The following is a 21258-nucleotide window of genomic DNA, read 5'->3' on the forward strand; positions in this document are numbered from 1 at the left end:
GAGTCAACGGATGCTGCCGTTTTCCTGCTCGTCCCGCAGCATGTTCGAAGCGGCGGACTTGAAAATACTCCTCATGAATTCGTCGTAGCCGGGTTCACCCTTCTTGGGGTGGCGCCTGGGGGCGCTGGCTGCGATCCTTTTCTTCAGTTCGAGAATTTCCTTTTCGTCCATATTGGCCTCTTTTTTTTGTAATCCTGTTAAATATCGCTTGCTTTGCAAGAATTGTAAAGAAATCCCTGAAAAAAACAAGTGCACGCTTGGAGTCCCTATTCCAAGTTGAAATAAAAAATTTTAGAGAAAAAGAAAAAAAAAGGTTATATTATAAACTACATCATGCTAAAACTCGCTTGGCGTGTTGTGCAATAATTAGCGAGAAAACATATTAAGAGGTGCTTTATGAAAAAAATCTTTCTTTTGGGAATGATGATGTGTTTCCTGGCGGTTGTTGGATGCAAGAAAAGTACGGCATGTTGGTACCCGGTTGATGGTGGGCACATAAATTTGGATAATGTAAGCAGGATAACTTCGGAAGTGCAGGTGCTTTTAATTGATGACCAATATAATCGTGATACAATTATAGACGGTGTTATCAGTAAGGAGAATATAAATGCTGCTATCAGTAAAATAAAAAATAAGCAGAAGGAATATGAACGCATAAATTATCACGCATCGATCATTTTTGATAATTTTACCGTCAAACTTCAAACTATGGATGATAAACAGTATTTCCCGAATGGTTGGACAAGCGACGACGACATTATAAAATTGCTGAAATTATGGTTGTCAGCAAAAGAAGATGTTGATTCAATGTTGTAAAAAAAAAGGTGCCCCAATCGGAGCACCTGTTTTAATTTTGTTGGCTTGTCGCAGAATTACTTCAACTCTTTAAGAGCTGCTTCGTTCTTCGCGATAATGTCCTGCTGCGTAGCGAGCTTGGTGCGTTCGGCGTTCACCACTGCTTCGGGGGCGCCGCTCACGAATTTTTCGTTCGAGAGCTTGCGTTCGATGCTGGCGGCGAATGATTTGGCCTTCTCGATTTCCTTTTCGAGGCGGGCGATTTCTGCAGCCGGGTCGAGGATACCTTCGAGCGGAATGTAGAGTTCGCCACCGGGCACCACGGCGCTGGCGCTGAACTTCGGCTTGGCGGCCTTCACGGCGACGCTCAGGTCAGAAAGACCCGAAAGTTCGGTGATGATTGCCATGCAGTCCTTCACGCTTGCTTCTGTTGCGGCATCGTCGACGCTCACCACGGCGTTCAGCTTGGTAGCGGGGCTCACGTTGTAGCGGCCACGCACGCCACGCACGCTTTCCACCACGGCGAATGCCTGGTCGAATGCGGCTTCAATCTTGGCGTCAATGAGCGATTCGTCGGCCTTGGGCCATGCGCGGCTGATCACCATTTCGCTGCCTTGGAACAGGATGCTGTTGAGTTCTTCGGTAATGAACGGCATCACCGGGTGGAGCAGGTCGAGCACGTTCTTCAGCACGTAGCTGAGGATGGCCATGGCGTTCTTCTTTTCGGCGGTGAGCGTTTCGCTGTTGATCACGGACTTCTTAATCTCGAGATAGCTGGAGCAGACGTCGTCCCACACGAAGCGGTACAGGAACCCGGCGAGTTCGGCGAAGTGGTATTCTTCGAGCATGCGGGTGGCGTCCTTGATGGTCGTCTGCAGGCGGCTCAAAATCCACTTGTCTTCCAGGGCGAACAAGCTCTTGTCCATCGGGAGTTCGGCGGCAAGCGCGCCGGCCTGTTCGAGCTGCGGGTAAAGGAAGCGGCAGGCGTTCCACAGCTTGTTGCTGAAGTTACGGCCGATTTCGAACTTTTCGCTGGTGTTGATTTCGCGGCCATCCGGCTGCTTTTCCTTCTTCACCGGCAGGCGCACGTCCTGGTTGTCGGTGCAGAGGCTAGCCATCACAAAGCGCAGAGCGTCGGTACCGTACTTCTCTTCGATATCCATCGGGTCCACGCCGTTGCCCTTGGACTTGCTCATAGTCTGGCCATTGCCGTCCAGAATCTTCGGGTGGATATAGACCGTGTGGAACGGAACCGTGCCCATGTTTTCCTGGCTGAAGAGCACCATGCGGGCGACCCACAGCGTAATGATGTCGCGGCTTGTCACGAGCACGCTGGTGGGGTAGTAGCGCTTGAGCGTGTCGGTGTTTTCCGGCCAGCCCATGGTAGAATGCGGCCAGAGTCCACTGGAGAACCACGTGTCGAGCACGTCTTCTTCCTGCTTGAGTTCGTGACCCGGAACGGCGTCTTCCTTGAGGTCTTCTTCCTGGCTGCACACGAGGTAGCCGCCGTTTTCGGCCTTGTAGAAGTAGATGTCGTCGCGGCCCGCGAATGCGGCCTTCAGTTCGTCTTCGCTAGCATCGGTGTGCCAGATAGGAATGCGGTGGCCCCACCAGAGCTGACGGCTGATGCACCAGTCGCGCTTTTCAGCAAGCCAGTCCAGATACTTGTTGGCGTAGCGTTCCGGGATAATCTTGATTTCGCCCGACTTCACGGCGTTCATTGCGTTTTCGGCGAGCACGTCCATCTTCACGAACCACTGGTCGCTGAGGTACGGCTCGATCACAGTCTTGGAACGGTCGGAGTGGCCCACGTCCATTTCGTGGTCTTCCACCTTGATCAAAAGTCCGAGTTCTTCGAGACCTGCCACCACGGCGTCGCGTGCGGCCTGGCCCTTGAGTCCCTGGAACTTGCCGGCGTTCTCGTTCAGGCTGCCGTCATCGTTCATGATGTTGATCATCGGGAGCTTGTGGCGCAGACCCGTCGCATAGTCGTTCGGGTCATGAGCCGGAGTCACCTTCACGGAACCCGTACCGAAGTCCTTGTCCACCAAGATAGCGTCGGCAATCACCGGGATTTCGCGGTCAACGAACGGCACCTTCAGCATCTTGCCGATGAACTGTGCATAGCGTTCGTCGTTCGGGTGCACGGCGAGGGCGGTATCGCCCATGATCGTTTCCGGACGTGTGGTCGAAACGGGGATAAATCCCGAACCGTCGGCCAGGGGGTACTTGAACGTCCAGAAGTGGCCCTTCACGTGTTCGTAGTAGATTTCGTCGTCGGCAACGGCGGTCTGGAGCTTGGTATCCCAGTTCACTAGGCGCTTGCCGCGGTAAATGAGGCCCTTCTTGAACAGGTTGAAGAAGGCGTGGCGCACGGCCTTTGCGCAAACCGGGTCCAGCGTAAAGCGCTGGCGGCTCCAGTCGCAGCTAACGCCCAGGCTCTTGAGCTGCTTCGTAATGCGGGCTTCGTATTCGTCCTTCCACTTCCAAATGCGTTCCACCAGGGCGTCGCGGCCAATGTCGTGGCGGGTCTTGTGTTCGTCCTGGAAAAGGCGCTTTTCGACCACGGCCTGCGTGGCGATACCCGCGTGGTCCGTACCCGGAATCCACAGCGTGTCGCGGCCGGTCTTACGGCGGTAGCGTACCAAAATGTCCTGGAGCGTATCGTTGAGCGCGTGTCCCAGATGGAGCGCGCCGGTAACGTTCGGGGGCGGAATCACGACCGAGAACGGTTCGCCCTTTCCGCTGGGTGCAAAACTGTTATTCTCAGCCCAGGTCTTATGCCATCGGGCTTCCACATCTTTAGAATTGTAACGAGTTTCCATAGTGCGGGCAAATTTAGAAATTCTCACGCATTATGGCAAAAAGGATTATATAAAAAGGGGAGGGGAAAGCCTTCCCCTCGCTCGCACTACGTTGCTCGCTTCCCCTTCGAGCGGGGCCTCAAACGCCGGCCCCGCAACGCCCTGGCTTACATCTCATCCAATTTCTGCATCAACTTGTGGGTTTCGAGAAGGATGGCGATGATCTTGCGGTAATGCGAGATGTCGTCGTATGTAAGGGTGCGGTTTTTGCGGTCCTTGAGCCACTTTTGGGCGGGTTGGTAGCCACCAATGTAGAAGTTCCAGGCTAGTTCAGAAACATTCGCAAAATACTGCGTCTTGTTGATGTAGACCTTACCGTAGTTGTCATTCCCGGCTTGACCGGAAATATCCTTTTTATACTTAATATCCGTTACGGCATTGTTACCATCGATATCGAAGGAGGTTTCCTGCGGAGGAATTTCTTCCATCAGGTGCAATTTGCGAAGTTTATTGCCGATGGAAACGGTGCGTTCAAATTCTTCCTTGTTTTCGGGATAAGGAATACGTGGGAAATCGATTTTCAGAAATTCCCTATATTTTTCGCGATAGGACGGAGTATGGAGTACTCCATAGATATAATCGAAGATTTGCTCCGGAGATAATTGGCATCCTACAAGTTTTTCAATTTTTTTCAAAATCTTTCCATCTAGATTAGGGTTACGCGATTCTCCAAGAGAAAATTCCTCTTCTGTTGGATATAGATACAGAGGAAAAACATAATCATTATCTTTAGGAGACAATAACGTTTGATCTACAGGTTTGTTAGCCAGGAAATATGTTGACGCATAATCTCTATTTATACGGACAAGGCATAAACAAATATTGTCCTTTTCAAAATGTTGAAATATGTCGTATCTCGGATAAGCAATAAACCCCTTTGTTTTCTTAGAATAGTAGGTATATCGTTCATCAAACAATCTATAAAGAACCTTTTGAACGTTCCCATTTTTTTCAAGCACATCTTTCTTAGCCGACTCAACGGTCCAATCGCGTCCATCTTTTAGTTTATATTTTTTCCGTATCGAATCAACATCCATTCTTTCCATATCGGAAAGTACCGCGCAGACGTCCTTCTCATTGAAATGAATTGTTAACGAATCACGTTTCGTTTGAAAACCAGACACAAATTTTTTCATCAACTCATCAATTTTAAAACCCTTATCATATTTTTCTATCTCTGAAAAATCTTTCGGGACAAAGAAGTAATACGGGTCAAATGGTTTAAGTTCCTGCCAGGGAACATCCTTTAACGAGTGAGTTTGAAGGTAACGGTATTTTTCTGGACGTTTGCCAAAGAGTTCATAGTGATAAACTTTGGCTAGGGATTCTTCTGTTCCAGAACTACAACCCTTTTTCACAAAAATATTAATGCTTACGCCTTGCATGATATCAAAAACATTTTCATCTTTGTCCCCATCAGGTGTAGTTTCTTGTTTTCGAGTATCACCATGCAAATTCAGAATATATATATCGTCAAATATTTTCATTAAAGAATGACGCATTTTTCGATGAGTGATACCATCGACAAAACTGTTATTTGAGATATAGGCAACAATTCCTTCCCCATTTTTTTCTACATAATAGTGAGCCAAACGTATAAATTTAATATAGTCATCATTTAGATTTATCTTCTTCTCGTTCAATCCCTTTTTATACTCTTTCAAGAGATTTGTTATCCAGGTTCCCTTGTTACTACTACTTGCACTATAAGGCGGGTTTCCTATCATCACCATTACTGGAGTATCGCGTTTGACAATATTCGCCTCATTTGCTTCTTGTGCCAACCATTGCGCAAACAGTGTACCTGTATCGTGACCGCATTCTTCAAGGGAATTAGTAAGGAATACGCGAAGTCGCTTGTCCTGTTTTGCCTTGTAGCCAGTCTGCGCCAATACCATGTCCAATTTCAAATGAGCAACGGCGTATGGAGCCATCATGAATTCAAAACCATTCAGGCGCGGCACCAGATGTTCTTCCACATAGTTTTGCCAAGCGCCCTTCTGGTTTTCCATGCCGGAATATATCTTGCGGACCACTTCGGCAAGGAATGTTCCCGTTCCAGTTGCAGGATCAAGAATTTGAACTTTATGGTACTCGCGCGTTTCGTATTTCTTGTGGTCTTTGGTACGATTATCCGTATATAGGTTCGAAGTCTGCCGAACCGTCACCTTGCTCGTGTCGGCAAGCCCATCACTCAAATTGAAGCGGGATTTCAAAATTTCGTCAACGGCATTGACGATAAAGTGGACAACGGGTTCTGGCGTGTAGTAAACACCACAGGCTTTTTTCTGCTTGGGGTCGTAATAGCGTAGAAAATGTTCGTAGAAGTGAATCATGGGGTCGGCTTGACCCGTGGTCTTTCCAAAATTCTTCATGACCTTCGGCATATCCGTCACTCGGAAAGTTTCCGCAAGATCATCAACAATCCACGCAATGCTTGTATCTACATCGAATGCGGCGACATTTTGGAAAACCTTGCGCAAGAACGGATTTGTCTTGGGAATGAGTATTGCCGCTTCTTCCCGACTAAATGTGTCGGGAGTGTCATCATGGAGCCTTGCCGCAAACATTCCATATACAATAGTTTGTGCATAGATGTCAGCAAAGGCTCGTTCCGTCAAATCGTGAATTAAATGGTCTTTGAAAGCAGCCCATTGTCCCTTCAAATCTCCGGACTTTTCGTTACCGGCATCAAGAGTCTTTTCAATAACTTCGGCGAGGAGGCGCGCCTTGGCGGCCATCATCTGCGCCAATTTTGTAGAACTTGTAATCTTCTGCGGCATTGATTCCGCGAGGTGTTCCACCATTTCCAAAAACATCGGAACATTGGCGCCTATTAGCGCAATCTTATTTCCTCTGATTTCTGCGATACAAATGCTATTGACAAATTCGCCATTTTCATAAAGATGGAAATCAAGGTAATCCGTGAAAAGGATATGGTCCAGCGATTTTTTGTATCGATTAAATTGCGCCTTGTGCTGGCGGTTACCATCCAGGTCGCTATCACCGATGTCCTTTGCCTCTACGAACGCAACTGGAATTGATGTTGCACCATTCCCTTTTGCAATAATATAGTCCGGCGCTCCGCATTCTATCCGACTCGGCTCATTTGTAATGGTAAATTTGGGGAGCAAATCGCCAAGCAGTTTTGCAAGTGCCGGGCGGTAACTGTGTTCGGTCGCCTTGCCCGTAGAAAATTGCTTGGAAACCTCGTCGATGTACTGTGCGACGGCTTGAATCTTGCTTTTGTCCAAATCGGCCATGGCGGCTCCAATGTTGCGAGAGCCGTTCCTTGTTGCGCCTCGATTTCCACAAATAAAAAAGGCGTGGAGTCGTAGGCTTACCGCTATCGAGGGCTACCACACCCTGTTGCATAATAAGCACAAACGACCCACGCCCCGATTGGGACGTGAGCGTTCGTCTTATCCTCATGCAACTTGAAAGTGGTAGTTTCGATAGCGAGAATAAGAGACGAATCTCAAAAATTCCGGTCGCTCCGAACCATTCGGTACGGGGCTATGTCAACTGCAATATAGATTATTGGAATGGCGAAAGATGACTTTTGGTCATTTTGTGGATAAAAATAGCCAAATATTGCAAAAACCGACCCAAGTGGATCGGCTCTTGCTGATTATGCAATTCAGGTGTGACTAGCAAGAGTGATTACTACTCCAAATACCAGACTGTTTCAACGGTATCTCCTGCTTCAATATCTTCAGGAGTATAATCGATTGGGCTAGCTCCAATACAATGTTCATCGCATAATTGTCCATCGTCATGAACATCGATCTCAATATGCCGTTTGGAGTAATCAACACTTACAATTCCGCCCAGTTTATGTCCGAGAGTCGTGGCGATAACCTCGGCTTTTTCGCGTGCGTCCTTGACTGCGGACTCAAGAATTTGCAGTTTGGCATCATGAGAATCTTTCCTAATGAAAGATATATTCACTTCGAGTTCAGGCCATGCTGTTCCCAGGGCTGACATGACTTTTGATGTAAGAATTCCATCTAAAGGCAGTTCAATAGAGAGTTGTTGATTCAAATGATATTCGGTAAGCCACCGGACATCCTTGCTAATCCATTCCCGATGTTTTTCTATTGAAAAATCCGATGTTTTGAGAGCGTCTTTCGGAATCTTCAGTTTTTCAAGGGCTTCTCTCAAGCCTTTATTGCCTATGGAGGCTTCGTTATATGCCTTTTCATAGGAATCGTGTTTGGAATCTATAGAAAAGGTGAGTTTTGTGGTGTCAGGAGCAATTTTGACAAAGCCCGTTCCCATCACTCTAATGGTTTTCTGATTCTGTTCCATAATAGCCTCCTTTTGGTTATACCACAAATATATATTCATTTAATTGTCATAAAATGACAATTTGTGAAGAGAGTTTTACTTCGCGTATCTACAGATTTGTGGGACTCCACCAGAAAAGCTCGTCACTCGGCTTTCATTTTCGTGCGTTAGTAAATTGTCGATTTTGACTCAGGCTCACGGAAAAGTATACAGGAAAGTACACAGAAAAGTGCATAGAAAAGTACACAGAAAATCGATGTAATTTGTCAAATTGGCTCTAAAAAACGCCCTAATTGATGAAAAAACTGCAAATGTCCAAGAAAAAGTCCATGAAAATGTCCAAGAAAATGACGGTATAAATGCCGGTGTAAACGAGTGAAATGAAGTAGTCACTTTCTGACATCTGTTTGAATCTATATTTATAGGTGACTCTAGAAAGGAGGCTCCTATGCAGACAGATAATGAAAATCGGGACTTGAAATACTGCCGCTATTACCGTGGCGAACAGCGGAATCCGTATTTGGACTCCTTCAAAGATTGCGCATGGGAGGCCGAACAGTTGGCTAGTGAGCAGGTCTTTGATGAGGCGAAAGATTTCTTGTCATTTGTTGTGACGCACATTCCCAATAGGATTTCCAGTGGTGATGAACTGAATGTTAATCGCTATATAGCCTTTTTTGAACATTGCTCTTTAGAAGAAAAACTTGAAATTGCAAGGGAATATGCAATAGGGGATGCCCTTCAATTCAAGAAACCTCGTGGACGAACTATTTTTGAAAGTCATTCAGATGCGGGTTTCTATACTCCTGAGACAATTGATATGGGTGTTCTGCTCTATAGCGACGGGCGAGTCTATATTAAGAATGCTGTGCCGGAAGGCTGCGGTTGCCTGAATTTGCTGCAGGACGGGCAAGATCCCTGCACTCAGGTGTATTTTTATGCAGGGAAATACAAAGAAACTGCCGATGTGGTCAAGAAACTGATAGATGAAAACTGGGAACGTATTTCCACATTGCCTTCAAAAATTGATGATTTTGTTTGTGATGGCGGCTTTTCGCACTATAAATTCTTGAGCAAACATTTTAGGGGAATGATTTATGGCCAAACGGAAGAATCAAAGGCTATTGAAACCTTCCATAATCAGGTACTCAATATTTTCTATAGGATGAATGCTCCTTCCTACGATTGGCTTGATGTTACGACCGATGTTGAAGCTTTCGTCGAACAATGGGGTGCTTTGTTGGATGAAATTGATGCTGATGAAACCCATGCAAAGGTATATGATTTTATCGAAAGTGGTCGGTTTGATGAAGACTGTCGAAATCTTGGTTTTGAAATGGATTGTTTTGAAAGTTTCGAGAAGCTTTGCAACTGTGATTCTGAAAATACTTTAGGCAACTCGTATAAAGAATTGTTTGCTGTTTGTTCGGATTATCATGTTTTAGGTAATGCGATTTTTAGCCAGTGGCGTTATTACAACCACTGGGCTGATGATGTAAAAGCGGAATTTGATGCCGAATGGTTCAGGCTTGCGTTTAAGCGGCTGCTAGAGTTGTAAAAACAACAAGTATTCCTGATAACCTAGTTTTCTTCGTCCAAGCAGCGTTTGATTTGCTTGCGGATATATTCCTTGTGCGTGTCGATTCGTTCCTGGTAACGCGGGTTTACCGTCGTGTCAACATCGCAAATCTGCTTCTTGGCGAGAACATCTACATCTGCATAAGAACGGCTGATATGTACGTCTGCCAAACAGTTGGAATCGCTTTCCGAAAGGTTGTTCTCTGCCGCATTCTTGGCGCTGTCCAAGAGATCGTTCATGTCTTTTTCGAAGACTTCTTGCATCTCAGAATAAGTGGCGAAATCGTTCTTTTGGCAGAGCGGAGACGGGGTCGGAACGCTGCTGCTGGATTCCGGCTCCGGTTCTGAGCTGGAACTCGATTGAAATTTCTCGGGATACTTTGCTCTATACTCTTCTTCGGTATAGAGAATTTTATCCCCATCAACATAAAAATTGGCGGGATATGTTTGCCCATCGGAACATTTATATACCGCAGTTCCCAAATCTCGATGTGTACATGTGTTACTAGGCACCCCATAAAGAGGAACATCGTATTCGTCTAGGACGGCTTTTGTTTTGTCTTCGAGGGAATCTAGCTGCTCAAGGGTTCGGGTCTGGTTATTGGCAAGTTGTTCCTTTTTCCACCTGACTGTGGATTGATGGTCTTGTCCGTCAAGACATTCGAATGTGGCTCCGACAAAGTTTTCCCAAGCGCAGTGGATGCTAGGGTCGCTTGCAAGCCTATAGGGCATCGAAGGGTCATAGCTGGAGCTAGACTCGGCTTCACTGGAGCTGGACTGGACTTCTTCGGCGGAACTTGAACTTTCGCAAGCGTCGGAACTAGAAACGGCGCCCGAATCAATGTCGTAAACGGGTCTGACTCCATAGAGCGTGTCGGTTTTGATTCCGTCAAGGTCGTCGGGCTTGACGATAGAATCGGGTAGAGTTTCGTTGTTGTCTCCGCCGGTTACAGAGACGCTTTCGCTATCGCCGCCGCAGCTTACCCAAAAGAACGCGGTTGATGACAACAGGACCTTTTTCCAGTGTTTGCGAATGTTCATAAGTTCTCCTCGATTTTCTATAATAGAAAAATACCCTTTTGCGAGGGTATTTTCTACTAAAAAATGATTTTGTTATGGATTATTTGTATAAAATCGTGTAAACTAGCGGCTTAAAATGGGGTAGTAGGCGCCTTTGGCGGCCTTCCCCGGAACGTTACGGCCTTTGATGTCTGTGGCGCGGTTTTTGCCTGCCTCATAGCCGCGATTTCCCCGGCTTTCTGCAAAGCGACCCTTCCCGATGGCGGTGCTATTTTCGTCAAGGAGTCCTTCGATGACCGCAGCGCTACCGTCTAGGCTTGCCTTGTAGGGGATGGTCGCGTCTTTCAGAAGCTTGTCGCCGGTGATAGTGACTTCGGGTGATTCGCTGTCGCCGATTTGAATGCCTGCGATAGTAAAGGTTGCCTCTTTGCCGGGCAAAAGACCCTTAAGCGATTTTTCGCTGCGCACGCCCTTTACGGTTACGTAGGCGTTGTGATACAGCGGTGCAATGCCGATGTTCTTTACGCGCACGGCTGCAGAAATCTTGTTGACTGCGTAGCCTGTGATTTCGAACTTGTAGCCTGCATAGGAACTGGCCTCGTACACGCGTTCCTTGGTGGCGTAACTGCCTTCGGGTGCGTCGTTGCCTATCACGTAGGTCATGTGGTACTTGGCGGCGGCATCTTCCCAGGTGACTCCGTAAAGGCCTGCCGGGTTCAGGAACTCGCGCTGGTCCTTTTCGGTGTAGTAGCTGACTTCGCCTCCGCCGGGAGCGGCTTTCCAGCGGTCCGTACCCAGGTCGCGCCAGTTTTTCTCGTTGTCGCCTTCGCCCTGCGAAATGTCGTGTTCCTTGTGCATGAAGGAATCGTCGAACAGCCCGAAATTGAGCCCGAGTAAGGTCTTGTTGCCTGCGACGGGCGTGTAGTTGTTGTCTGCCGCATCGATGGAGATGCTCCACGGGGTCTCTTCGAACAAACTATCAAGATGCGTCAGGAATTCGGCCTGGTAGTCCTTGGTGGCGAAGTTGACTCCGAAATTGAGCTTGGTGCCGTAGATGTGATATTCGCCCCAGTGTCCGAAACCCGCCTGCACAAAGGCGATGCGCGGATCCTTGTCGTATTTTGCAGCAAAGTCGGTGTAGAACTGCTTGTAGAACCACAGGAGTTCCTTGTTGCTCCAGTCGGCGTAATAGGTGGGACCGTCGCCGCCCGGGTCTTCGGAATACGTCTCGGTGTAGGACTTGTTCGCCTTGATGTAGTTGGGGACTGCGGTAGCGCCCTCTACTTTTTCGGTGCAGCCCGATGCGTTCGTGATGGTTGCGCTCGGGTACTCGATGCGGAACCGCACGATGGCCTGGTGCCCGCGGCTCGCGATATCGTCGAGCATCTTTTCGAAACTGCTCCAGTCGTAGTCAATCTTGTCGTCGGTCTTGTCCTTCACCACGGCGCAGGGGAGGCAGTACGAGAATTCGAGCGAGATGGATTTTTGAAGGTTCTTCTGGTCTTTTGCCTGGTCGGGCCAGAACACGATGCCCTTCATGGGTTCGAGCGATTCGATTTCCTTGTTGAGGGCAACGGAACGGTCCGCCGCGAATGATGCAGTTACCAAAAAGGCAACCGCGCTACCTGCGATTATCAAGTTTTTCACCATACACACTCCTGTCGGGAATACCCGTTACTCTAAATCTATCGTGTTGAATGGCTTGAGTCAAGTAAAAAATATGAACTTATTTCCCGTTTACCGGATAATATGCCCCGCGTGCGGCTTTTGGGGGAACATTACGTCCTTTAAGATCGGTGGCGCGGGTTTTGCGCCTGTCATTGCTCATGGCCTTGTTGTGTTTTGGCCTGATGGCGGCGTTCGCGTCCTGCAGTGCGATGTAGATGCTGTCGAGAATCGGGTTGCCTGTGCCTTCGATGTAGTCATGCGAGACTTCCCACACCATGATTCCGGCATAGCCGTTTTCCTTGACCCAGCGGCTCTTGACGGCAGAAGAATGCGGGTCTTCGAAGGTGACGTATCCGGTTGAAGAGACGCCGTAAGGTGACACGGAGACGCTGTCGAAAAAGAATTCCCATTCGGGGTTCGCGACGATGTCCTTGTACGGGACCTGCTTTGCCGTGCCCTTGGTAAAATCGGTGCCGGGACCCGTTGCGCCCTTGAATTCAAATCCGAACGAGGGAATGCCGAAGACCATCTTTTCGGTGGGGACACCGCGCTTTTTCCAGTAGTCACGGGTCTGTTCCCACGACCAGGTGGTGTAGCCTTCGTGCGGGTAGAGCGGTGAATCGAACATGGCTTTTTCGTCCCAGTCGCCGGTGATATCGTAGGTCATGAACCCGAGCCAGTCCAGGTTTTTCACGAGGACTTCGGGCGTGAAGTATTTCCCGTAATACTGCGAGCAGGGGAGCGCTGCTGAAAGGCTCTTGCCTTCGGGGAGTGCGGCGCGGAGCTCTGTGAGCAGCTTGTTGTAGGCGATGGTGTCGGCGTCGGGCACGGGATTGTATTCCCATTCCCAGTCCATGTCGAGGCCGTCCAAGTTGTGGTCGGCGACGAATTGCACGAGGTTCGCGATGAACTTTTGGCGAAGCGCATCATCCGATGCGACGGGTACGAAATTTTCGCTTTGTCCGCCACCGCCGAGCGAGACGATAACCTTGGTGCCTACATCATGCGCAAGCGTTACCATGGAATCAAGCGCGCTCGGGTCGTCAGCGGCATCGCCTTTAAGTGAACCGTCCGTGTTCGGCGTTATAAAGCTCCACAGCACGTGCGTCAACTTTTCATACGGGACTTTGTCTACCGTGTAGGCGGGCTTATGCCATTTTCCCCAATCCGGGTAATAGCCGATGAACAGGGGTGCTGCCCACGCCGTAGAAATTCCGGCGATGGTGAAAAGGGCTGTCGCGAAAATTTTGCCGATTTTGATTCTCTTCATATTCTGAAAATAACTTTTTTTGGGACGATTTTGCCCGACTCCTTCAATAAAAGCGAAAAAAGGCATTTGTGTTGTTGTGTCTTACATCACTTAAACAATCTTTTACCTATGAATTACAAAGGCCGGTATATATCTTTAGAGCATGAAGACCAGAAAATTACTTTTTTTGGATGTATGGTTTTCTTTGGTCTTGGCGAGTGTGGTGGCTTGCTCGGACAGTAGCAGTTCTGGAACGAGTCCAGAATTAATTATAAGTGAAGACGGTCAGCCGATTCCCGCAAGTTCGGGAGCCGTTTCCGATCCGTCAAATCCTCAGACGGGATTGTCTTCGTCTTCTAAGGCGGATTCCCACGAAGGGCCGCTCCCGGGTGAAGACCCGGGCATGGTTGCTATCGATACGACGGTGCCGTTTATCGGCAATTTCCCGGTGATTTTCTCCGAAGTTTCGCCCTCGAATGCAAACTTTAAAGATAACGACGGCAATGACCCCGGCTGGCTCGAACTCTACAATACAAGCGATGCTCCGGTAAGCCTGAAGGGCGTTGCCTTGAGTAACGATGCCAAGTACCCGCGTCGTTGGGTCTTTGGCGATGCGACTGTGCCTGCGAAGGGTCACATGATTGTGTTCCTTTCGGGCAAGAACTACGCCGACTATATTCCGCCTTCGGATTCGGTCAATATGATTGGTACCGATTGCAGTTCGGAATCTTCTGCCGGCGGGTTCGGCGCGTTCCCCGGTATGGGTGACTGGGGCGGCGGCATGGGAGATTTCGGTGGTGGATTCCCCGGCGGTGGTGCCGGCGCTGGAGTCGGTGGCGCTGCTGCGGCGGGTAATACCGGAAATGCCGAAAATTTGCCCGGACAGTCTTCGCTTTGCTTTAACGAAGGTGGCGCAAACCAAATTGGCGCCGTCATGAAGGTGGCCCAAGGGGGTTCTTACACCCGCGTGGTCGTTAATTCCGGCGCAAAGCTTGGCGACGCTGACCAGCTCGTGATTCGTGGTTTTATCACCAAGACTCACAAGATTCGCGTCAACTTTAAAGAAGGCGACGATATTAGTGCTTGGGGTGGTAAGAATCTTCGCGGTACAGGCGATACGAGCTCGGTTTATTATGTGCGCCTTGGCGACAATGCGGCTGATCTCAAGCGTAACAATGTGACTGCGACGACTTTCGCGACCGAAACGCAGGGCTCCGAATCGACAACAATCAAGATTACGTCTTACATTGCCCGCAAGCGCGGCCATGAACCGCATACGACCTTCAAGGCCGAAGACCGGGGCGGTGTACTTTACCTGGTGAGCGAAACAGGCGTGCTGGACTCCGTGCGCTATTCTGCAGTGCCTACGGGCGCCTCCTGGTCTCGCGATGCCGCAGGCAAATGGGGCTTTGCAACGCCTTCGCCTTATGGCAATACCGTGGGCGAAGTGTTTGCTGAACAGGCTCAGACGAACGAAGTGAATATTCCGGCTTCCGGTTTCTATTCGTCACCGGTATCGGTCACGTTCCCGGCAGGCACTCGCTGCGAACAGGGCGGTACCGAACCTACGGCGAATTCCCCGGTGGTCAACCAAACTTTGAACATCAGCGCAACAACAGTACTTCGTTGCCGTGTTTATACCGAAGGCTCTTACCCGAGTAACGAAGTGATTCGTACTTACGTTTTCGGGCAGGCTCCTTCTGTTGCCGCCTTGTTTGTCACGACGGATCCGCTCTCGATGTTCAGTCCCGATACGGGCCTTTACATGACGGGTAACGGTGCCGCCATGATGGACCCGAAGAAGGGTGCTAACTTCTGGAGCAACCGCGAACTCCCCGTCTATGTGGAGCTCTTTGAACCGGGTTCTCCCAAGACGCCTGCCTTTGGAATCATGGGCGACTACAAGATTTCGGGCCAGTATAGCCGCGCTAAAGAAAAGAAATCGTTCTCCATCACCTTGCGCGAAGAATACGGCGACAAGCGACTCAAATACACGCTGTTCCCGGATTACCCTGAACTCAAGAAATTCAAGGCGTTCTCGCTCCGAAATTTCGGTAACAACTGCGGTGATGACTATGTACGCGACCGCCTGGGAACCTCGATGACAGAAGGCCTTGGCGTAGATTACCAGCGTGGCCGTTACGTTGTTGTATATTACAATGGCACGTACTACGGCGTGCACGATTTGCGCGAACGCAATAACGAATATTATTACGAAACCAAGTATGGTCTCGACGCCAATGACATTGACCTCATTGATGCGCAGAACGAAGTGGGCGCAGGCTCTGCTACCGATTACAAGAACATGCTGGATTGGCTCCAGAGTAACGAACTCACAAGCGATGCCAACTACCAGAAGATTGCAGACCAGATAGACGTTGACAACTACATGAACTACATGCAGGCCGAAATGTTCCTGAACAATGGCGACTGGCCGCACAACAACATGAAAAAGTGGCGTGTTGCAAGCCAGAAGAGCAAATGGAAATGGTTCCTGTACGATGTCGACTTCGGTTTTGGCGTGGGCTACAATACGCAAAACGGCAACGTGTTTAGCTACGTGACCAATCGAAACGGTACAAATGGCATGGGGATGATGCCGGGTATGGGTGGCGGCCAGCAGACGGGTGGCTCCATTTCGGAACACACGATTCTCATGATCCGCTTGCTCGAAAACGAAGGTTTCAAGAAGGCGTTCATCAACCGTTTCTGCGTGCTTCTGTCCATGAATTTTTCTGCCGACAGGCTCCTGAAACGCATCGAAGATTTGCAGTCCCAGGTGCAGGCCGAAGTTGCAGGCGATGCAGCCTTCTGGGGTTACGACGAAGCTTCGATGTCGAGCAATCTCGAAAAGATCAAGAGCTTTGCTCAGACCCGCCAGCAGACAATCATGAGCGAAATGGCGACGTTCTTTAGCTTGGGCGACCCCACTCCGGTAACGCTTTCAACGCAGGGCTCGGGCCATATTCTGGTGCATAACTTGGCGCTTGACCAAAGCTCGATGGCGGTGAACTTCTTTAGAGATGTCCAGGTGACCGTGACGGCGGTGCCTAACACGGGAGTCGTATTCGGAGGCTGGAGCGACGGCGTTCAGGAGGCAACCCGAACGTTTACCCCGGGCGAAGTGACAAGCGTCACTGCAACATTTAAGTAAGAAAATAAGCTCGGCCAAGGCCGAGCTTTCTTGTATTTTGCAACTAGGATTTATCCGCTAAATTTCTATATTTACATGCGATGAAATTACCTGTCGTATGTATAGTAGGGCGCCCGAACGTGGGCAAGTCCTCGCTCTTTAATCGTATCTTGGGGCGTCGCGCCGCTGTCGTGTCTGACCGCGATGGTGTGACCCGCGATCGCCATTACCAGAATGCGAATTACAAGGGCCATGAATTTACGGTGGTCGATACCGGCGGATTCTTGCCGGACGATTCCATCGATGTGCTCGCCGATAGCGTACGCACCCAGATTTTTAACGCCGTCGAAGAGGCCGACCTGGTGCTCTTCATGGTCGATGTCCGCGTGGGCATTACCAAGCTCGACGAACAGTTTGCCCGCATGGTCCGCAAGCTCGACAAGAAGGTGATTCTTGTGGCGAACAAGAGCGAAAACGGTGCCGACCGTCAAGAAAGCTACGAATTCCTGAAGCTTGGCTTCGGGCTTCCGCGTACTATCAGTGCGCTCACGGGCTATGCCTGTCTTTCGCTCATGGACGAAGTCATTGCCGTGCTTCCGACGCCTGTTCGTGGCGAACGCCGCGAAGAACGCCCGATTCGCTTTGCCATTCTCGGCCGCCCCAATGCCGGCAAGAGTACACTCTTGAACCGCCTGCTGAACGAAGACCGCGCTGTGGTGTCCGATATTCCGGGTACTACTCGCGATTCCATTGACTGCGACTTTGCGGTCGATGGCGTCAAGTTCGTGGTGACCGATACGGCTGGCCTCCGCAAGAAGGCGAAGGTCGAAGACGAAGTCGAAATTTTCAGCAACATGCGTACCCTCGAAAGCATTCGCCGCTCCGACGTGTCGGTGCTCATGGTCGATTGCACTCGCGGTCTCGAAGTCCAGGACTTCCGCATTATTACCGAAATCCGCAAGGCCGGCAAGGGCCTGGTGCTCGTGCTCAACAAGTGGGATATCTTCCCGGACAAGACCGAAAAGTCCTTTGACCACATGGTCAAGGAAATGCTTGAACGCGAACCCATGCTTGAATACGTGCCGATCATTTCGGCAAGCGCCAAGGAAGGCCAGCGCGTCAACCGCATTGTCCAGGCCATTCAGACGGTGTATGCCAACTGCCGTCGCGTGCTTGGCCGCGACCGCGTGGCCGAAGCCTTTGCAAGTTTCTTGGAAAAGAATCCGGTGCCGAGCCAGAACGCCCGCGTGGTACAGCTGACTCGCGCCTGCCAGATTATGGTCGAACCCCCTGTGATTGCGATTGAAACCCGCACGCCGGAACTGGTGGCCGATTCTTACAAGCGTTACTTGCTCAAACAGTTTTACGAAGAATTCCAGCTGCAGGGCGCACCCCTCCGCTTGAACTTCGACCAGAAATTAACCCTTAGAAAGGATGAAGATCTTGAACAGTTTACTGAGTCTTCCAATAGCGTACTTGCTGGGGTCAATCCCCAGCGCGATCTGGATCGCAAAAATCGCAAAGGGAAAGTCGTTCGACATTAGAGATTACGGCTCCAAGAATGCGGGCCTCACCAACACGTTCCGCGTGCTCGGCTGGAAACCCGCACTCCCGGTAGTTTTTCTTGACTTGCTCAAGGGCTTTTTTGGACCGTGGATTGCCATGAGAATGTGCGAAGCCCAGGTGGCCGCCGGTGGTGCAGACTACTCCCATTGGGTGCCGCTTGTCGCAGGCCTCTTGGTCATTCTTGGCCACAGCTTTACTTGCTTTGCCGGTTTCCGCGGCGGTAAGGGCGTGCTTGCAGCCTTGGGCGTGTTCCTTGCCCTTTGCCCGATTACGGCTCTTAGCGCTTTTGGTGTGTGGGCCATTTTCACGTTTGCATCGAAGTATGTGTCGGTGGGCAGTATTGCCGCCTGTGTGGCTCTCGGTGTGTTTGCTGTCATGGGCTACCTCAAGTTGCCGTTCCCGCCCGACGATATTAACCTTGGTCTGATGATTACCTGCCTTATTGTGGCCGTTTTTGTGATTGTGAAGCACAAATCCAACATAAAGCGCCTTATGAACGGCACTGAAAACGGTTTTGGCAGCAAACGCAAGACCCCGAAGGCATAATTATTGTAGATTATAGGAAAAAGTGATAGGTAAGGATTTATTATGAAGGTTACAGTTTTAGGTACAGGTGGCTGGGGCTTGTCTCTTGGCCAGGTGGTGTACGAAAATAAGAATGAAGTGATGTTCTGGACCAATTCCCAGGCCGAAGTAGACTTGCTTTCTACGGAACACCAGTACAAGGATAAACTTCCGGGCGTAATTTTCCCGGCCGACTTTAAGTATACGACCGACATGAATGCAGCCCTCGAAGGCTGCGAAATGGTGCTGATCGTGGTGCCTAGCCAGTTTATGGGCGGTGTCGCCAAGAATCTTGGCAAGTGGACTCCGGCCAAGGGTAAGGAACCGGTGGTGGTTTGCGCAACGAAGGGTATTCTCGAAGGCACGAACCAGCTCATGAGCGAAGTCTTGCTCGAAAACGTTCCTTGGCTCACCGAAGACAAAATGGTTGCCTTTAGCGGTCCGTCGCATGCCGAAGAAGTCAGCCGCCATATTCTTACTGCGATTGTTTCTGCTTGCGTGAACGAAGAATCTGCCAAGCTCGTGCAGAAGACCATGAGCTGCTCTTATCTGCGCGTTTACACCTCTACCGATATCGTGGGCGTGGAACTCTGCGGTTCCGTGAAGAACGTGATTGCTATTGCTTCTGGCGTGCTTTATGGCCTCGAAGCCGGTGGCAAGTACAAGATTGGTGACAATACCCGTGCTGCCATTCTCACTCGCGGTCAGGCCGAAATGTGCCGCCTCGGTAAGGCTCTCGGCGCAAAGCCCGAAACCTTCGCAGGCCTTGCCGGCATGGGCGACTTGATTGTGACATGCCTTTCTCAGCATAGCCGTAACCGCTATGTGGGCGAACACATCGGTAAGGGCGAAACCATCGAACAGGTCCTCGGCGGCATGAAGATGGTGGCCGAAGGCGTTCCGACTTGCAAGAGCACCAAGGCTCTCGCCGACAAACTCGGTGTCGAAATGCCGATCGTGAATGCCGTTCATGCCCTCCTTTTCGAAGGCAAGAATGTGGACGATGTTATCAAGGAAATGTGGGGCCGCGAACTCAAGACGGAAGTCTGGGAGTAGTATAGAACTTAGAATTTAGAGCTTAGAACTTAGATTATTTTTCTAAGCTCTACCAACTAAGTTCTACCAACTGAGCATCCCGTTTAGAATTTTAATAATAATCTTAAGTGGGTCGCAAATCCGTTACGGAATGCGGCCCCTTTTTCTGTTTCGAGGTCGCCGGATTTCTTTTTGGATTCTTGCTGTTTGCAGAAATCCTTGGAACCGGAAGAGCCTCCTTTGCCGGAGCCACCCTGACCTGAATTGCCGATATCGGGATCTGCCTTGTCGTCGGGCAAGAATTCCTTGTAGCTGATGTATACCGGAATCAATTGCGCAATGCCGTAATCCAGGGCAATTGAGATTCTTCCTTCGCGGCGAAGCTCGAACCCGAGCGAAGCCACGCCGCCTGCACTCTTGAGTTCTCGCGTGTAGATTTCGTGTTGCTCGTTGTAGGTTACCAAGATCAGTGTTTCGATTTTCTTGTCGATGTCGAGAGTGCCGCTGGCGTAATACGCTTCGATTCCTGCGTTGGGGTTAATGGAATACTTATTCCCGAAATGCCATTGGTAAAAGGCTCCGCCAAAGATTCCGCTTGCGTCAAGGTCGGCGTCAATCCGGAACAATTTCTGTAAAAAGCTAAACGACAGCGATTTCAAGACGGAGGTGGGGAGAGCCCTGTTGGGCGCAAGCGATTCGTAAAAACGGTCTTGGTTGGCTTTTAGTTTGCCCGTAAGGTGGGCGTAATTCAAGTTCGTATTCAAGCTGCCGTATTGCCATCCGGCTTGAATCAGGTGGAGCCTTGCCTCAACCGGAAGGTACATAAAGCGTTTGCGGCTTTCTTCCTGCTGGAAAATCCCGTACAGGCGTGCATTGGCGTCGGCAAAAGAATACCCAAGTTGCAAATGATTCTTGCCGAGGGTTGTACCGTATTCTCCGTGCACTAAAAGAACGTTAATCGAATCTCTGACGTAGTATTCTTTGTCCGGGTTTCTTGGCGACGACTGCAAGTACGTTCCCGATACTCCCAAATGGTGGATTCCCGGATTGAATTCAGCCGAAAGGTTCCGGTAGAACAGGTGCGATTCCCAGCTTACTGAAATCTCGGGAACGATGCTGCTGTAGTCTTCGGACGCCCACTTAATGTCGCCCAAGTCAACAACCCCGCGGCCAATGCTTGTGCCGACGCGGAACAGCGAGTCGGATCGGTGTATGGCAAGCGTTGATTTGATAAAGGGTAAACTGCTGACATCGACACCGAGGGTGATGTACTTGAATCGGCTTTCAAAGCCGACGTTAGCAATGTCCAGGCTGTTGATACCCTTGGCGTCCCAATGGTCCTTTTTTTCGCTGTAGCGCCCTTGGTAGGTAATGTGGCGCAGGTCGCCATAGACTTTCAGGTTTTCTGCTTCAAAGGAATCGTGGACTCCGCATTGCCTTGCCGAAAACTGCTTGTCGCTCATGTGCAACAAGAATAGTCCGCTGCAATCGGCGAA

Annotated in this window: 14 protein-coding genes; 6 read left to right on the forward strand and 8 right to left on the reverse strand. The window is 49.9% G+C overall.

Annotated features, from left to right (window positions below):
* Positions 1-3: 3 nt before the first annotated feature.
* Complete coding sequence (locus B7989_RS14065) at positions 4-171, reverse strand: hypothetical protein (protein ID WP_198959541.1); 168 nt, start codon at positions 169-171, stop codon at positions 4-6.
* Positions 172-396: 225 nt separating this feature from the next.
* Here B7989_RS14065 and B7989_RS03940 point away from each other — a divergent pair, with 225 nt between their 5' ends.
* Positions 397-816 (forward strand): hypothetical protein, encoded by a 420-nt coding sequence (locus B7989_RS03940; RefSeq protein ID WP_088627279.1) that lies wholly within the window; start codon positions 397-399, stop codon positions 814-816.
* Positions 817-872: 56 nt separating this feature from the next.
* Here B7989_RS03940 and B7989_RS03945 read toward each other — a convergent pair whose 3' ends face one another.
* The 3 genes from B7989_RS03945 to B7989_RS03955 form a co-directional block, all read right to left on the reverse strand.
* Positions 873-3620 carry a valine--tRNA ligase gene (locus tag B7989_RS03945; protein ID WP_088627280.1) on the reverse strand — a complete coding sequence of 916 codons (2748 nt, stop codon included), beginning with the start codon at positions 3618-3620 and terminating at the stop codon, positions 873-875.
* Positions 3621-3766: 146 nt separating this feature from the next.
* Complete coding sequence (locus tag B7989_RS03950; RefSeq protein WP_088627281.1) at positions 3767-6922, reverse strand: type ISP restriction/modification enzyme; 3156 nt, start codon at positions 6920-6922, stop codon at positions 3767-3769.
* Between the two features lie 403 nt (positions 6923-7325).
* Entirely contained in the window at positions 7326-7970 is a 645-nt protein-coding gene (locus B7989_RS03955; protein WP_158212861.1) for an SIMPL domain-containing protein, read from the reverse strand.
* A 427-nt stretch (positions 7971-8397) separates the two neighbouring features.
* Between B7989_RS03955 and B7989_RS03960 the strand changes: the two genes are divergently transcribed.
* Positions 8398-9507: a hypothetical protein gene (locus tag B7989_RS03960; protein ID WP_088627283.1), complete on the forward strand. Its 1110-nt coding sequence runs from the start codon at positions 8398-8400 to the stop codon at positions 9505-9507.
* Positions 9508-9530: 23 nt separating this feature from the next.
* Here B7989_RS03960 and B7989_RS03965 read toward each other — a convergent pair whose 3' ends face one another.
* The 3 genes from B7989_RS03965 to B7989_RS03975 form a co-directional block, all read right to left on the reverse strand.
* A complete protein-coding gene (locus B7989_RS03965; RefSeq protein ID WP_088627284.1) occupies positions 9531-10568 on the reverse strand; it encodes a hypothetical protein in 1038 nt (345 codons plus the stop codon).
* Positions 10569-10670: 102 nt separating this feature from the next.
* The gene (locus B7989_RS03970; protein WP_088627285.1) at positions 10671-12197 is read right to left on the reverse strand and encodes a DUF4832 domain-containing protein; all 1527 of its coding nucleotides are present in this window, start codon (positions 12195-12197) and stop codon (positions 10671-10673) included.
* Positions 12198-12273: 76 nt separating this feature from the next.
* Positions 12274-13485: a glycoside hydrolase family 18 protein gene (locus tag B7989_RS03975; protein WP_088627286.1), complete on the reverse strand. Its 1212-nt coding sequence runs from the start codon at positions 13483-13485 to the stop codon at positions 12274-12276.
* Positions 13486-13627: 142 nt separating this feature from the next.
* Between B7989_RS03975 and B7989_RS03980 the strand changes: the two genes are divergently transcribed.
* The 4 genes from B7989_RS03980 to B7989_RS03995 all read left to right on the forward strand — a co-directional run bounded on the left by B7989_RS03980 (position 13628) and on the right by B7989_RS03995 (position 19783).
* On the forward strand, positions 13628-16618 hold the full coding sequence (locus B7989_RS03980; protein ID WP_088627287.1) for a CotH kinase family protein: 2991 nt from the start codon (positions 13628-13630) through the stop codon (positions 16616-16618).
* Positions 16619-16698: 80 nt separating this feature from the next.
* The gene (gene der, locus B7989_RS03985; protein ID WP_088627288.1) at positions 16699-18141 is read left to right on the forward strand and encodes a ribosome biogenesis GTPase Der; all 1443 of its coding nucleotides are present in this window, start codon (positions 16699-16701) and stop codon (positions 18139-18141) included.
* The gene (gene plsY, locus B7989_RS03990) at positions 18074-18709 is read left to right on the forward strand and encodes a glycerol-3-phosphate 1-O-acyltransferase PlsY (protein ID WP_158212862.1); all 636 of its coding nucleotides are present in this window, start codon (positions 18074-18076) and stop codon (positions 18707-18709) included. Before der ends, plsY begins: the two co-directional genes overlap by 68 nt.
* 42 nt (positions 18710-18751) lie before the next feature.
* The gene (locus B7989_RS03995; RefSeq protein ID WP_073318184.1) at positions 18752-19783 is read left to right on the forward strand and encodes an NAD(P)H-dependent glycerol-3-phosphate dehydrogenase; all 1032 of its coding nucleotides are present in this window, start codon (positions 18752-18754) and stop codon (positions 19781-19783) included.
* Positions 19784-19866: 83 nt separating this feature from the next.
* On the opposite strand, the gene B7989_RS04000 is transcribed toward B7989_RS03995, so the two are convergent.
* Positions 19867-21225, reverse strand: a complete 1359-nt coding sequence (locus B7989_RS04000) for a hypothetical protein (RefSeq protein ID WP_088627290.1) — start codon at positions 21223-21225, stop codon at positions 19867-19869.
* Positions 21226-21258 lie beyond the last annotated feature (33 nt).

Origin of the sequence: Fibrobacter sp. UWB5 (genome assembly GCF_002210295.1) — a bacterium.
In the GTDB taxonomy this organism is placed as follows: Bacteria; Fibrobacterota; Fibrobacteria; order Fibrobacterales; family Fibrobacteraceae; genus Fibrobacter.